Raw genomic sequence first — 14,667 nt, 5'->3', positions numbered from 1 at the left:
TATTAGGAATTGCGGAGCTTTTGAATTAATATGTCGGAAAACGAGTTAACAAGCGGTGACTTCACCGAGCAGAACGAACCTTTCAGTCTCTTTGCGTCCTGGCTGCGTGAGGCGGAGACCACCGAACCGAACGATCCGAATGCGGTAGCACTGGCAACGGTGGATAAGGATGGTTTGCCAAATGTCCGCATGGTTCTTCTGAAAGGTTTCGATAGCGACGGATTCGTATTCTATACAAATTTCGAGAGCCAGAAAGGCCAAGAAATTCTTTCCCAGAAGAAAGCGGCCATGTGTTTCCACTGGAAGTCGTTGCGTCGCCAGGTGCGCCTGCGTGGCCTGGTTGAAGTGGTGAGCGATAAGGAAGCCGACGAATATTATAAGACAAGGCCTCGCGGCAGCCGCATCGGCGCTTGGGCCTCAAAGCAGTCGCGACCACTGGAAGGCCGCTTCGCGCTGGAAAAGGCCGTTGCCGAATATACCGCCCGTTACGCGATCGGCGATATTCCGCGCCCGCCTTACTGGTCCGGCTTCCGCATCCGGCCACTGTCGATCGAATTCTGGCACGACCGCCAGTTCCGCCTGCACGATCGCATCGAATTTCGCCGTGATGTACCGGAGGGTGCCTGGCAAAAGGTGCGGATGTATCCGTAAATCCTATGCCGTTTCTCGGCGCCCCATCAGCCGCATGGGGATGCCGGATGCAAGCGCCGACGCATAGCGGGGCTTCTGGTAATGGCCGTTCAGCGATAGCCGCGGCAATAGCAGGGAGTTGCCGTTTGCTGCCGTGATCGTGCCGGGGCGGGTCGTGACGCCGACGGAGAAGCCGAGTTCAGCCGCAAGCCGTCCCTCGCGCGCCGAGACTGCCTCGTTCGTGCCATAGGGGTAGGCGATCGTGGTTGGCCGCTTTCCGGTGATGTCGGCGACATAATCGGCCGAAAGCGCCATCTCCGCGACAGCCTCCGCTTCGGGGAGCCTTGCCAAGGCCCGATGGCTCACCGTATGGGCGCCGAGCGAGGCAAGGGGATGGCGAGCGAGCTGCCGCAATTCATCCCGATCCATGATAGATGCACGGACGATATCGACCGGTTCCAGACCATGGCGCCGGGCAAGCTCATCGATCCGGCCGACGGCTTCGCTTTCTTCATGACTATGAACAAAGGCGGCGAAGCGGGCAAATGCGGCATGCTTTTGGCTATCCTTGCCGAGTGGCAGAAACTCTTCTCCTGACCCGAAATCGAATGTCAGGCGATCAAGCCGGCCAAGCAGTTCGCCCAGCGTCTCCCACCATAAACTATGCGTCCGCTCCGAAAGCCCCTGGGCGACGAAGACGGTGAAGGGCACATCGTGGCGTGCGAAGATTGGCAGGGCGTTGTCAAGATTGTCCCGATTGCCATCGTCGAGCGTGACGGCGACGAAGGGTGGCTTGCCGGCCTCTTTTGCCCGGGATGGAAGAGCGTCGAGTGCAATGAACTCGTAACCGTCTTGCTTGAGCCGGGCGATCGCCTGATCGAGAAAGTCGGGCGAGACTTCCAGATGCGCATTGGGCGCAAAACGGCGGGGGAGGGCAGGGCGGACGTGATGAAGGGTGAAGATCGTGCCGAGGCCGGCAACATCGCGCATCAGTCCCGCACCCTTCAAAAGCGCGGCAGCCTCAAGCCCGCTTGAGATCATCGTGCGCTTGAGGCGGACCTTGATGCCCTGTTCCATGCGGCTCGACCCGGTTGACCAATGTCAACGCTGTAGCGCATCCCCGTTAAACCTTACTGAATCTTCGTCATAATTTCCAATGCGTTAATGCTTATTTTACCAGGAAAGGCAAAATTGAAGAACTATCGAGGCTGTTGCCTCAATATCGCACCGGTATCAGGCTTTTTGTCGCAAAATCATACAGGGATTGATGCGGTGTGTTGGCATTCTTTCGGTTGGGGACAATTATGAAACGACTTCTGATGGCTTTGTCTGCGGCCGTCTTGCTGTTGAGCGCTCCTGTAGCGAGCTTCGCCGGCAGCGCCTATTTCATCATGGATGCGAAGACCGGCAAAGTGCTGGCATCGAGCAATCCGGATGACCTCAACCATCCGGCATCGCTGACCAAGATGATGACCCTTTACATGACCTTCGAGGCGATCCATCGCGGCAAGCTGAGCTGGAACACCCGGATCCCGGTTTCGCGCTTCGCTGCCGCCAAGCCGCCAACCAAGCTGGGCCTCAAGCCCGGTGGTACGGTGACTGTCCGCGAAGCCGTCGATGGCATGATCATCAAGTCCGCCAACGATGCCGCAACCGCCATGGCGGAAGCGCTCGGCGGCAGCGAGAGCGGTTTTGCGCGGATGATGACGCAGAAGGCACGCGAACTCGGCATGCGCCGCACCACCTTCCTGAATGCCTCGGGCCTGCCGAATATGCAGCAGTGGACGACGGCGCGAGATATGTCGACGCTCGCCGTCGCGCTCATCAATAACTATCCCCAGGAATACCGGCTCTTCTCGCAGACGAGCTTCAACTATCGGGGCCATTACGTGCGCGGCCATAACAACCTGATGTATCGCTATGAAGGCATGGACGGTATCAAGACCGGCTATACGAATGCCTCCGGCTTCAACCTCGTCAGCGCCGTGCGTCAGGGCAATCGTCGCGTGATCGGCGTCGTCATGGGCGGCGCCACGGCGCGCGGCCGCGATGCGATGATGGCGTCGCTGCTGGACCGCTATGTGCCCAAGGCAGCCTCCGTCGCGACATCGCGTCTCATGGCGAGCGTCGGCGGCAAGATGGAGAAGCAGGTTGAAGTGGCGTCTGCATCGGACGATGTTGCCGTCGATGTCGATGCCCAAACCACTGCCACGACGACACCTGCGCCGGCGCGCAAGCGTACCGAGGTTGTCCCAATGGCATTCGCCGCCGCCTCGAACGTCACCGTGCCGATGGATCGCCCGGCTGCGATGGACGAGATCCTCGTCGACAACAAGCAGGCGGCAGCCGCCAGCAAGCCGATGGTATCCGGAAGCTGGCAGGTGCAGATCGCGGCGACGCCAACCGCTCAGGCTGCCAAGGATTTGCTCTCGGAAGCGAAGTCCAAGGCCGGCAATGCGCTCGCCAATGCCTCGCCCTATACCGAAGCCGTCGGCAAGGGCGCCAGCACGGTCTATCGCGCCCGCTTCACCGGCTTTGCAAGCCGCGACGATGCGAGTTCGGCTTGCTCCGCTTTGAAGCGCAAGGACTTCGATTGCATGCTCCTGCCGAGCAAGGGCTGAACATAATCTTGATTGGATAGAAGCGAGCCGGCGGAGCAAATCTCCGCCGGCTCGACTTTTTTGCGGGAATCGTTCATTGATGAATGGAACATAAAGGGAACGATTTCGATGCTGAAAGATCTGATGGAGCAATTCGAAACGGCTTCGGCACGCTACGCCGCCGACAACGGCATGGAGCGCGACGACGACTGGTTCGTGTTGAAACTCCAGGAAGAAATGGGCGAGTTGGTCCAGATCTGGAACAAGGTCACCGGCCGCGGGCGGCGCAAGGGCATGAGCGACGCGGATCTTGCGACGGCGCTTGCCGATGAAACGGCCGATGTGCTCGGCCATATTCTTCTATTCGCGCATCGCAACGGCCTCGATCTGCCGGCTGCCGTCGAGCGCAAGTGGCTCTTTCGCCCTCAGGCGTAGCAGGCCGGGGCGGTTAAGCCTTGGTGCCGCCCACCGTGATCTGGTCCATGCGCAGATGCGGCTGACCGACGCCGACGGGAACCCATTGGCCGGCTTTGCCGCAATTGCCGATGCCGGTATCGAGTTTCATGTCGTTGCCGATCATCGAAACGCGCTTCATCGCATCCGGCCCGTTGCCGATCAGCATGGCTCCCTTGATAGGAGCGCCGACCTTGCCATCCTCGATGAGGTAGGCTTCGGTGCAGCCGAAGACGAATTTGCCTGAGGTGATATCCACCTGACCACCGCCGAAGGAAACGGCGTAGATGCCCTTCTTCACCGAAGCGATGATTTCGTCCGGCGTCTTGTCGCCGCCAAGCATATAGGTGTTGGTCATGCGCGGCATCGGCGTATGGGCATAGCCCTGGCGGCGGCCGTTGCCGGTCGCCTTCATGCCCATCAGCCGGGCATTCTGTCGGTCCTGCATATAGCCGACCAGTTTGCCGTTTTCGATTAGCACGTTGTAGGCCGAAGGCGTGCCTTCGTCGTCGACGGTGATCGAACCACGGCGGTTCTCGATCGTGCCGTCATCGACGACGGTAACGCCGGGAGCGGCGACCATCTGGCCGAGCAGCCCCGCGAAAGCCGATGTCTTCTTGCGGTTGAAATCGCCTTCCAGCCCGTGTCCGACGGCTTCGTGCAGCATGACGCCCGGCCAGCCGGAGCCGAGCACGACATCCATCGTGCCGGCGGGTGCCTCGATTGCCTCGAGATTGACGAGCGCCTGGCGAAGCGCCTCGTCGGCGCCGTAATGCCAATTGTCTTCTGTGACGAAATCGCCGAAGCCGATGCGGCCGCCCGTGCCGAAGGAGCCGGATTCCTGCCGGTCGCCGTCACCCACGATGACAGAGATATTGACGCGCGTCATCGGCCTGACATCGCGGACGCGATGACCATCGGCGCGCAAAATGTCGACCACCTGCCAGCTTGCGGCGATGGATGCCGTCACCTGGCGCACCTTGTCGTTCTTGTCGCGCAGATAGCTGTCGATCCGCTGCAGGAGCTTTGCCTTTTCCTCGAAGCTCGGCGTGCCGATCGGGTTCTCGTCGCCATAGAGCACCTTGTTGGTACGCTGTGGCGCGGCTGCATAGGAGCCGGCATAGCCCGATGTCACCGCACGTACCGCATCGGCGGCGCGCTTCAGGGCGGCTTCGGACAGGTCGCCCGCATGGGCATAGCCCACCGCTTCGCCGGCAACGGCGCGAAGGCCGAAGCCCTGCTCGGTGTTGAAGCTGCCGCCCTTCATACGGCCATTGTCGAAGGTCAGCGATTCCGCCTGGACATGCTCGACGAAGAGTTCGCCGTCGTCGGCGCCGGACAGCGCCTCGGCCACGATGCCGCGCAGCTTGGCTTCATCGGCATCGAAAAGGGTAAGGAGATCGGTATTCATGGGTCAGGTGCTCCGTTCAGAGCCGATGTAGGCTTCGCACCGCGCAAGAGCAAGCCCATCCGGTCAGGGAAGGGCGTCGTAGCCGTCCGCGAAGCCCTTCAAGTCCACAGGGATGCCGATCCCTTCTTCCGGTGACTGGAAGACGATGAAAGTTGCCGTGGCGCCGCTGCGCAGCGTCTTCAGCAATTGATCCTCCAGCACGACTTCGGCGTAGCAGCCGTCGGAGAAGCAGCGCACGAAATAGGCGCGGCCGATATCCTTACCATCGATATTGAGGCCGAGACCGTTGGGCAGCAGCACGCCGAGCGGCGCCAGCACGCGCAGGATCTTGGATTTGCGGTCAGCCGTCTTCAGCACGACGACGGACAAACCGATTTCGGGACGATCCTCCGCAATCACGTTCTGCATCAGCGCGCATTGCTCGGTTGCCGCGCCTGCCGGCTTGTCGCAGACGACGGACCATGCGCCATGGCTGGAGCGAACCGTACCCGGCGGTTGCGGAACCTGGCTCGTTGGCACCTGCTGCGTATGCGGCTGCTGTTGGCCCGGCTGGTCCGGCTGCAACTGCTGGGTCTGCTGCGCCGGCGGCTGAGTCTGCTGTGCCTGTTGCGCCCATGCGGGTGCGGCAACTGCGGCAGCGACGCTGCCGGTAACAAGCAAAAGCCGGGCGAGGGAACGAAAACCCATGGAAACCTCTAGATTCGAATCAGTGCCGCTATTGTTGAAGCCCAGGCCGGCAAATGAAAAGCCCCGGCTGCTGGATTCCAACCGACTACGGCGGAAATACGACGTCTACTCCATTTTGTCCCGGCGGCGCCATGGACCGCGATGCAATTTTTCGTATGATGATGAAATGCTTGCCATGTCCGGGACAAGCATGGGGGGATATTCGCGCAAAAATGCCGCACTAACAAATGTCTTGAGTTGTTGCGGAGTACCCCAAACTGTGGTTTGAAGCGCAATGGATTGTAGGGATACTGCGTTTGAGGAAGATCTGGGATCAAACGCTGGAGGGAGAGACATCGTGATTAAGAGAGCTTACGCGGCTCTGGCAGCTATGATCTGTCTGCTTTTTGCGACAGGTAGCTACGCCGATCAGCCGAGACCTTGGGAAACCGGTATGCAGCAGGCGGCAACCGGCAACATGCATCAAATCCGCTGGTTTGAGGCATACACGCTTTGGTTTATCATTCCGATCACGCTGCTTGTTCTGGCCCTCCTGGTGGTGGTCATGGTCAAGTTCCGGGCCTCCAAGAACCCGGTTCCGTCGAAGACGAGTCACAACACGCTGATCGAAGTCATCTGGACCATCGGACCGGTCCTCATTCTTCTCTTCCTGGCCATTCCCTCCTTCAATCTACTGACCGATCAGCTGACCTTCCCGGAGAAGACGGATGTCACCGTCAAGGCGACAGCGACGCAATGGCAGTGGAATTATGAATATGAGGGCAGCGGCGCGACGCCTGTTGCCTTCGATTCCTTCATGCTGAAGGAGCAGGATCGCACCGCCGCCGGCAAGGACGACAAGTCGAAATATCCGCGGCTGCTTGCTGTCGACAATGAAATGGTCGTGCCTGTCGGCAAGAACGTTCGCCTTCTTATCACCGCCGCGCCGGCCGACGTCATCCATTCCTTCGCCATGCCCGCCTTCGGCATCAGGATCGATGCCATTCCGGGCCGTCTGAACGAAACCTGGTTCAATGCCGACCGCGAAGGCCTGTATTATGGACAGTGTTCCGAGCTCTGCGGCAAGGATCACTCTTTCATGCCGATCGCCATCCGCGTCGTCTCCGATGATCAGTACAAGCAGTGGCTTGCCGCTGCTGCAACCGACGTCGGCAAGGCGAACAAGGCTCTGATGGCCGCCGTCGATCAGCCGACGACCGTCAAGGTCGCGGAAAACACGGCGAAGTAAGAGGGTAGGAACAATGGCTGGATCCAAGGCACACGACGATCACTCGAATGAGCTTCACGACGCTCACGCGCATGACGATCATCACGCACACAAGCAGACCTTCGCCGAACGTTGGCTGTTTTCGACGAATCACAAGGACATCGGCACGCTCTATCTGATCTTCGCGATCTTCGCGGGCGTGATCGGCTTCCTCCTCTCCGTTGCCATTCGTATGGAATTGCAGGAGCCCGGCATCCAGATCTTCAGCGGTCTGGCGTCGATGGTCTACGGCTTTTCGGGCGATGCCGCCATTGATGGCGGCAAGCAGATGTACAACGTCTTCGTCACCGCCCACGCGCTGATCATGATCTTCTTCATGGTCATGCCGGCGATGATCGGCGGCTTTGCCAACTGGATGGTGCCGATCATGATCGGCGCGCCCGATATGGCGTTCCCGCGCCTGAACAACATTTCGTTCTGGCTGCTCGTTCCGGCCTTCCTGCTGCTCATTCTCTCGATGTTCGTCGAAGGCCCGGCAGGCGCCTACGGCGCAGGCGGCGGCTGGACGATGTATGTGCCCTTGTCCGGCACCGTCGGCCATCCCGGCCCGGCGATCGATCTGGTCATCTTCGCGCTGCACATTGCCGGTGCCTCATCGATCCTCGGTGCGATCAACTTCATCACCACGATCCTGAACATGCGCGCTCCCGGCATGACGCTGCACAAGATGCCGCTGTTTGCCTGGTCGGTTCTGATCACCGCCTTCCTGCTGCTGCTGTCGCTCCCGGTTTTGGCTGGCGCCATCACCATGGTTCTGACGGACCGCAACTTCGGCACGACCTTCTTCGCGCCGGAAGGCGGCGGCGACCCGCTGCTCTATCAGCACCTCTTCTGGTTCTTTGGCCATCCGGAAGTCTACATCCTGATCCTGCCCGGTTTCGGCATGATCAGCCACATCATCTCGACCTTCTCGCGCAAGCCGATCTTCGGCTATCTCGGCATGGCCTACGCCATGGTCGCGATCGGCGCCGTCGGCTTCGTCGTCTGGGCCCACCACATGTACGTGACCGGCCTCTCGCTCGACACCCAGCGCTACTTCGTCTTCGCGACGATGGTCATCGCGGTTCCGACAGGCGTGAAGGTCTTCTCGTGGATCGCGACCATGTGGGGCGGTTCGATCCAGTTCCGCACGCCGATGATCTGGGCGCTCGGCTTCATCTTCCTGTTCACGCTCGGCGGCGTCACTGGCGTCCAGCTCGCCAATGCCGGCCTCGACCGCGAACTGCATGCGACCTATTACGTGGTGGCTCACTTCCACTACGTTCTGTCGCTCGGCGCCGTCTTTGCCATCTTCGCCGCCTGGTACTACTGGTTCCCGAAGATGACGGGCTACATGTACAATGAGCGGATCGGCAACTGGCACTTCTGGATCACCTTCATCGGTGTCAACATGGTGTTCTTCCCGCAGCACTTCCTGGGCCGTGCGGGCATGCCGCGCCGCTATATCGACTATCCGGATGCCTATGCCGGCTGGAACTTCGTATCCTCCATCGGCTCCTATGTCGCAGCCGTAGGCCTTTGCTTCTTCTTCTGGGGCGTTATAGATGCCTTCGTAAAGAAGCGCGTCGCAGGCGATAATCCCTGGGGCGATGGTGCGACCACGCTGGAATGGCAGCTGTCGTCGCCGCCGCCGCACCATCAGTGGGAAGAGCTGCCGCGCATCAAGTAGCTCATTTCCGGACGCCGTGATCAGCGGCGTCCGGCTCAACGGATAATTGGAAGAGAGAATGACGGTCATCGACAATCACGAAGCGCTCGCAAAGCAAGGCGAAACCGGCCTGTCGGAAGCGGGTGCGCGCGATTATTTCGAGCTTCTGAAGCCGCGCGTGATGTCGCTGGTCGTCTTTACTGCCTTCACCGGCCTGGTGCTGGCCCCCGGTCATATCAACCCCGTTCTCGGCTTCATTGCTATCCTCTGCATTGCGGTCGGTGCCGGTGCATCTGGTGCCTTGAACATGTGGTACGACGCCGATATCGACGCCGTCATGACCCGCACCAAGAGCCGGCCGATACCTTCAGGCCGTATCAATCCGTCGGAAGCCCTGGCCTTCGGCCTGGTGCTGTCAGGCTTCTCGGTGACGATCCTCGGTCTTGCAATCAATTGGCTTTCCGCCGGCATTCTTGCCTTCACCATTTTCTTCTATGCCGTCGTCTACACGATGTGGCTGAAGCGCTCGACGCCGCAAAACATCGTCATCGGCGGTGCAGCCGGCGCTTTCCCGCCCGTGATCGGCTGGGCCTGCGTGACCGGCAGCGTGCCGGTCGAGAGCATCGTGCTCTTCCTCATCATTTTCCTTTGGACGCCGGCCCATTTCTGGGCACTGGCGCTCTTCAAGATGGGTGATTACGAGGCCGTCGACGTGCCGATGCTGCCGAATGTCTCGGGTATCCAGACAACGAAGAATCAGATCGTCGTCTATGCGGTGTTGACCGCGATCGTCGGCGTCGTGCCGGCCTTCATGGGCTTTGCGAGCCTTGGCTATGGTATTGTTGCCGCGATCCTCGGCGTGATCTTCGTGCACTGTTCCATCGCCGTCTGGCGCATGGCCGATGGCGACGTGAAGATGGTGCCGGCAAAGAAGCTCTTCGGCTTCTCCATTTTCTATCTTTTCGCGATCTTTTCCGCGCTGCTGATCGACCGGCTCGTTACCGTTCTGATGTCAGGCAGCGGTGGAGGCTGGCTATGATCGAACTCGTCAAGCTGACCGAGGCGCAGAAGAAATCGCGGCGAGGGCGCAATATCGCGCTCGGGCTGGTGCTTGCCGGTCTGGTGGTGCTGTTTTACGCAATCACCATCATCAAGGTCGGTTCCGGACACGTTTGAGGAGGCGTCATGGAGGGGGAGGTCACAAAGAGCACGAGAAGCGGCGGCCGTAACAACGGCATGATCGTTGCCATGTGCCTGAGCTTCGTCGTCGGCATGAGCGCCATGTGCGCCGCTGCCGTGCCGCTCTATCGCATGTTCTGCCAGGTGACGGGCTATAACGGCACGACGCAGCGCGTCGAGCAGGTCTCGAACGTCATCCTCGACAAGCAGATCCAGGTTTCGTTCGACGCCAATGTCGCGCCGGGCCTGCCGTGGGATTTCAAGCCGCTGCAGAAGTCGGTGAACCCGAAGATCGGCGAGACGGTCGAGGTCAAGTTCCAGATCGAAAACAAGTCGGACAAGATGGAGCGCGGCCAGGCGATCTTCAATGTCACGCCGCTGGAAGCCGGGGTCTATTTCAACAAGGTCCAGTGTTTCTGCTTCAACGAGACGGATCTCGCGCCCGGCGAAAAGCGCGAGATGTCGGTGGTTTTCTATGTCGATCCTGAGATCACCAAGGCTGTGGAAACCAAGACGATCAATGCGCTGACACTGTCCTATACCTATTACCCACGGGAAGGCGTAAAGCCCGTGGCTTCCAATGACGGCAGTACGAAGCCGGTGGAAAAGAAACTTTGATGGAGAGTGCTTCTCGGTTTGACCGGAAGCAATATGGGAAAAAGTTATTCGGGGATTGCTGATATGGCCGAGGCGCATCAGAGAAAACACGATTATCACATTATCGATCCCAGCCCGTGGCCGATCATTGCGGCCCTTGGGGCCTTCGTGATCACCTTCGGCGGCGTCTGCTTCATGCGCTACCTGAATGGCGGCGCGGTGCATCTGTTCGGGATCAATTTCGCGCAGCCCTGGCTGTTCTTCATCGGCCTCGCCGTGATCCTCTACGTCATGTACGGCTGGTGGGCCGACACGATCAAGGAGGCGCATGAGGGCGCGCATACCCGCGTCGTGTCGCTGCATCTGCGCTACGGCATGATCATGTTCATCGCTTCCGAAGTGATGTTCTTCGTCGCCTGGTTCTGGGCCTATTTCGATGTCAGCCTGTTCCCGAACGAGGCGATCCAGGCGTCGCGCACGGCCTTCCTTGGCGGCCAGTTCCCGCCGAAAGGCGTTGAGGTTCTCGACCCCTGGCACCTGCCGATCTACAACACCATTATCCTGCTGCTGTCGGGCACGACCGTCACCTGGGCTCACCACGCGTTGCTGCATGGTGATCGCAAGGGCCTGATCCAGGGCCTGACGCTCACCGTCCTGCTCGGCGCGTTGTTCTCCTGCGTCCAGGCCTATGAATATGCCCATGCGCCGTTCGAGTTCAGAAACTCGATCTACGGCGCGACCTTCTTCATGGCGACCGGCTTCCACGGTTTCCACGTGTTGGTCGGCACGATCTTCCTGATCGTCTGCCTGGTCCGCGCCATCCGCGGCGATTTCACGCCGAAGCAGCATTTCGGCTTCGAAGCGGCCGCCTGGTACTGGCACTTCGTCGACGTGGTCTGGCTCTTCCTGTTCTTCTGCATTTATGTTTGGGGCAGCTGGGGCGCGCCGGTCGCGGCGGGCTGATCGGTATCGATCTCTGAAAACAAAAGGCGGGCGCTGGACGACCGCCTTTTATTTTTTGGCCTCAATCCCTTGAGGCAATCCTCTCGAATGCCGTCGGATGAGGCAGATCTTCAGCGAGCAATTGTCTGATTTGCTCGGCGCATGCCTTGGGGCTTTTCACCGACGTATCGACCTCCAGATCATAGATTCCGGGCCGATGTACCTGTTCCTGCCAGGCAATGACTGGCGCAGGGACAGTCATGCCAGCCTCGACCTTCACGTAAGTGCCCTGTCTTTCCGGCCCTTCGGCCAGCCGCCGCCCCATCACGACATCGAGTGGGCAGCGCACGCCGACGAACAGAACGGGCAGCCCCGTCAGCAGCCGGGCGCAATCAGCAAGAATGCCGAGCGGCTGCGAATAGCTTTCATGATGACCGAACTCGGCGACGACATTCAATCCCATGCGGCTATGTGCGGCGATGGAGGCATAGAGTGCGGCATAAAGGCGCGCAACCAGCGGCTCGAGATCAGGCCGCTCGCCGCCGGGACGCAAGCCGATGCCCGGACGGTAGCGTGGAGGCGTGATATGCCGCACATAGGCGTCGACGCCGAGATTCACCCACACGCCTTCAAAATCGGCCTGTATCGCCTCGACGATGCTGCTTTTTCCGGATCGCGGCGCACCGTTGAGAATGACGATCTGGCCAGCCGGCCGGCTTTCGCTGAATGGCATGAATTCGATCCCCTTTGCTTGTTTTGAGGCTGATGAGGAGGAGCTGAGAGCTTTTCGATTGGACGGATGCATGCTTCGCAGTTAGTTATAATGATAGGGGCGAGGTTCATGTGATCGCCCGCTATTTTAGGCTGATCGAGACAGAACTTTGAGCTCAGAGCAAGACAAGACGCCAAACGAGGCATCCCACAGCGACAGCGCCCTCTTTGCGCCCGTCGATCCCTTTAAGGTCGGCATACAGGGATGTTGCCCGCGTTGCGGCCAAGGCAAGCTCTTCGATGGATTATTGTCGCTGAAACCGCGCTGTGCGGCCTGCGATCTCGATTACGCCTTCGCGGATGCGGGCGATGGCCCGGCGGTCTTCGTCATCCTGATCGTCGGCTTTATCATTATCGGCTCGGTCCTGTGGATGCAGATCAACTATGCGCCGCCGATCTGGGTCTATATCGTGTTGTTCGCGCCGCTTACGATCATCCTTTCGCTTCTATCTTTACGCTGGTGCAAGGGCATCCTGATCGCCCTGCAATATCGCAACAACGCCGCCGAAGGGCGCGTCCATCGTGACTGAGTCCGCAGTGCCCGTGCGTCGCGCCAATCCCTTGTGGCAGATCGCCAAGGCACTGCTTCTTCTCGCGGCGCTCGTCATCCTCATCGGGCTTGGAACATGGCAGGTCGAGCGGCTACAATGGAAAGAGGGCCTGCTGGCTGACATCGCGGCCCGCAAGGACGCACCGGCTATGCCCTTGTCGGCGATCGAGACGATGGCGGCATCCGGCGGCGATATCGAATATCGCGTCGTAACCGCCACCGGCCATTACCTCAACGACAAGGAGCGGCATTTCCTCGCCACCTATGACGGCGATCCCGGCTACCACATCTATACGCCGCTGCAGCTGGGCGACGGTCGCTTTATCTTCGTCAATCGAGGCTTCGTTCCTACAGAGGCGAAGGACCCCGAAAAGCGCAAACAGGGTGAATTGACGGGCGAACAGACTGTCACCGGTCTTGCCCGCGCCAAACTTGCCGAGCGGCCAGACGGCATGCCGGACAATGATCTCGGCAAGAACATCTTCTTCTGGAAGGATCTGGATGCCATGGCTGCCAGCGTCGGCCTGCCGAAGGACAAGGTGCTGCCCTTCTTCATCGACGCCGACAAGACACCCAATCCAGGAGGGGCGCCGATCGGCGGCGTCACCATCATCGATCTGCCGAACAATCACCTGCAATATGCGGTGACCTGGTATGGCTTGGCGGTGGCGCTGGCAGCGATCGTCGCCATATCCTGGTGGCGCAAACGCCATCCGGACGCGCCCTCACAATAGAGGCCCCACAATAGAGACATGCAATAGAATAGCTTCATTTCGATGGAATATTCCGCTAGAGCATGATCCCAAAAAGTGCGCAGCGGTTTTTGGGATCATGCGGACTGAATGGAGCAGGCGGCAGGGCAGCCCTATCTATGGCTCGAGCCTCTGTCGCATTTCGGAAGAGATATGAACATAGCTGTTTCCAAACCTGACCTGACCATCCGGCTTTGCGGGCCGCGCGGCTTTTGCGCCGGCGTCGACCGCGCCATCCAGATCGTCGTTCTGGCGCTGAAGGCCTATGGCGCGCCGGTTTATGTCCGCCACGAGATCGTTCACAACCGCTATGTCGTCGAGGGGCTGGAAGCCAAGGGCGCCATCTTCGTCGAGGAGCTGGATGAAATCCCGGCCGAGCATCGCGCCCAGCCCGTCGTCTTCTCGGCGCATGGCGTGCCGAAATCTGTGCCGGCCGATGCCGATGCGCGCAATCTCTTCTATCTCGATGCCACCTGTCCGCTTGTCTCCAAGGTGCACAAGCAGGCCATGCGCCACAATCGCCTTGGCCGCCACGTCGTCCTGATCGGCCATGCCGGCCACCCGGAAGTGATCGGTACTATGGGCCAGCTGCCGGAAGGTGCCGTGTCGCTGATCGAGACGGTGGAGGATGCCGACGTCTACCAGCCTGATGATCCCGACAATCTCGGCTTCGTCACGCAGACGACGCTCTCTGTTGACGATACCGCCGGCGTCATCGCGCGGCTGCAGGAGCGTTTCCCCAATCTGACAGCACCGGCTGCCGACTCGATCTGCTATGCCACAACCAACCGCCAGGAAGTGGTAAAGGAGGCGGCGCCGGGCTGCGATCTCTTCATCGTCGTCGGTGCGCCGAATTCGTCGAATTCCAAGCGCCTCGTCGAAGTGGCGCTGAGGGCAGGGGCGAAGAAATCCGTTCTCGTCCAGCGCGCCGCCGAGATCGATTGGGACGATATCGGCGATATCAAGACCGTTGGCCTCTCGGCTGGTGCATCTGCGCCAGAAGTCATCGTCAACGAGATTATCGAAGCTTTCCGCGCCCGCTATAATGCTGTGGTGGAACTCGCTGAAACTGTGAAGGAAACCGAGAATTTCCTCGTCAATCGCGAGCTTCGCAGTATAGAGCTGACGACAGCAGACATGGCTTTCGTCAACGGCGAAGAGCCGACCTAAGGCGCTCAAG

16 protein-coding genes are annotated in these 14,667 nt (G+C 59.9%); 12 read left to right on the top strand and 4 right to left on the bottom strand.

The features are described from left to right. Positions 1–30 precede the first annotated feature (30 nt). The gene (gene pdxH, locus GDN47_RS14140) at positions 31–651 is read left to right on the top strand and encodes a pyridoxamine 5'-phosphate oxidase (RefSeq protein ID WP_112605952.1); all 621 of its coding nucleotides are present in this window, start codon (positions 31–33) and stop codon (positions 649–651) included. 3 nt (positions 652–654) lie between these two features. On the opposite strand, the gene GDN47_RS14135 is transcribed toward pdxH, so the two are convergent. After that, a complete protein-coding gene (locus GDN47_RS14135) occupies positions 655–1,707 on the bottom strand; it encodes a polysaccharide deacetylase family protein (RefSeq protein ID WP_152093605.1) in 1,053 nt (350 codons plus the stop codon). Positions 1,708–1,934: 227 nt separating this feature from the next. On the opposite strand from GDN47_RS14135, the gene GDN47_RS14130 reads away from it, so the two are divergent. Both GDN47_RS14130 and GDN47_RS14125 read left to right on the top strand, forming a co-directional pair. Beyond that, positions 1,935–3,251, top strand: coding sequence for a D-alanyl-D-alanine carboxypeptidase family protein (locus GDN47_RS14130; protein WP_152093604.1), 1,317 nt, complete (start codon positions 1,935–1,937; stop codon positions 3,249–3,251). Positions 3,252–3,359: 108 nt separating this feature from the next. Continuing rightward, complete coding sequence (locus GDN47_RS14125; RefSeq protein ID WP_113331988.1) at positions 3,360–3,665, top strand: nucleoside triphosphate pyrophosphohydrolase family protein; 306 nt, start codon at positions 3,360–3,362, stop codon at positions 3,663–3,665. A gap of 13 nt (positions 3,666–3,678) precedes the next feature. Here GDN47_RS14125 and tldD read toward each other — a convergent pair whose 3' ends face one another. After that, complete coding sequence (tldD, locus tag GDN47_RS14120) at positions 3,679–5,094, bottom strand: metalloprotease TldD (RefSeq protein ID WP_145320917.1); 1,416 nt, start codon at positions 5,092–5,094, stop codon at positions 3,679–3,681. 63 nt (positions 5,095–5,157) lie between these two features. Beyond that, positions 5,158–5,781, bottom strand: coding sequence for an invasion associated locus B family protein (locus GDN47_RS14115; protein ID WP_095436197.1), 624 nt, complete (start codon positions 5,779–5,781; stop codon positions 5,158–5,160). A 337-nt stretch (positions 5,782–6,118) separates the two neighbouring features. On the opposite strand from GDN47_RS14115, the gene coxB reads away from it, so the two are divergent. The 6 genes from coxB to GDN47_RS14085 all read left to right on the top strand — a co-directional run bounded on the left by coxB (position 6,119) and on the right by GDN47_RS14085 (position 11,435). After that, positions 6,119–7,009: a cytochrome c oxidase subunit II gene (gene coxB / locus GDN47_RS14110; RefSeq protein WP_113331975.1), complete on the top strand. Its 891-nt coding sequence runs from the start codon at positions 6,119–6,121 to the stop codon at positions 7,007–7,009. 13 nt (positions 7,010–7,022) lie between these two features. Next, a complete protein-coding gene (gene ctaD / locus GDN47_RS14105) occupies positions 7,023–8,717 on the top strand; it encodes a cytochrome c oxidase subunit I (RefSeq protein ID WP_113353906.1) in 1,695 nt (564 codons plus the stop codon). 58 nt (positions 8,718–8,775) lie between these two features. After that, positions 8,776–9,735: a heme o synthase gene (locus GDN47_RS14100; RefSeq protein WP_113353907.1), complete on the top strand. Its 960-nt coding sequence runs from the start codon at positions 8,776–8,778 to the stop codon at positions 9,733–9,735. Next, the gene (locus GDN47_RS14095; RefSeq protein WP_085999192.1) at positions 9,735–9,872 is read left to right on the top strand and encodes a cytochrome c oxidase system small membrane protein; all 138 of its coding nucleotides are present in this window, start codon (positions 9,735–9,737) and stop codon (positions 9,870–9,872) included. The genes GDN47_RS14100 and GDN47_RS14095 overlap by 1 nt, the downstream gene beginning before the upstream one ends. 9 nt (positions 9,873–9,881) lie before the next feature. After that, complete coding sequence (locus GDN47_RS14090; RefSeq protein ID WP_113331972.1) at positions 9,882–10,493, top strand: cytochrome c oxidase assembly protein; 612 nt, start codon at positions 9,882–9,884, stop codon at positions 10,491–10,493. 63 nt (positions 10,494–10,556) lie between these two features. Further along, positions 10,557–11,435 carry a cytochrome c oxidase subunit 3 gene (locus GDN47_RS14085; protein WP_113331971.1) on the top strand — a complete coding sequence of 293 codons (879 nt, stop codon included), beginning with the start codon at positions 10,557–10,559 and terminating at the stop codon, positions 11,433–11,435. A 61-nt stretch (positions 11,436–11,496) separates the two neighbouring features. Here GDN47_RS14085 and GDN47_RS14080 read toward each other — a convergent pair whose 3' ends face one another. Next, entirely contained in the window at positions 11,497–12,147 is a 651-nt protein-coding gene (locus tag GDN47_RS14080; RefSeq protein ID WP_152093603.1) for a chloramphenicol phosphotransferase CPT family protein, read from the bottom strand. A 148-nt stretch (positions 12,148–12,295) separates the two neighbouring features. Here GDN47_RS14080 and GDN47_RS14075 point away from each other — a divergent pair, with 148 nt between their 5' ends. From GDN47_RS14075 to ispH, 3 genes are all read left to right on the top strand, one after another. Further along, the gene (locus tag GDN47_RS14075; RefSeq protein WP_069613871.1) at positions 12,296–12,715 is read left to right on the top strand and encodes a DUF983 domain-containing protein; all 420 of its coding nucleotides are present in this window, start codon (positions 12,296–12,298) and stop codon (positions 12,713–12,715) included. Next, positions 12,708–13,469: an SURF1 family protein gene (locus tag GDN47_RS14070; protein ID WP_173002496.1), complete on the top strand. Its 762-nt coding sequence runs from the start codon at positions 12,708–12,710 to the stop codon at positions 13,467–13,469. The genes GDN47_RS14075 and GDN47_RS14070 overlap by 8 nt, the downstream gene beginning before the upstream one ends. Before the next feature lie 171 nt (positions 13,470–13,640). Beyond that, a complete protein-coding gene (gene ispH / locus GDN47_RS14065; RefSeq protein ID WP_152093602.1) occupies positions 13,641–14,657 on the top strand; it encodes a 4-hydroxy-3-methylbut-2-enyl diphosphate reductase in 1,017 nt (338 codons plus the stop codon). The last annotated feature ends 10 nt before the right edge of the window (positions 14,658–14,667 follow it).

Source organism: Martinezella dioscoreae, from assembly GCF_009176305.1.
GTDB classification, from domain to species: domain Bacteria; phylum Pseudomonadota; class Alphaproteobacteria; order Rhizobiales; family Rhizobiaceae; genus Rhizobium; species Rhizobium dioscoreae.
This window is presented reverse-complemented; position numbering and strand designations above follow the sequence as displayed.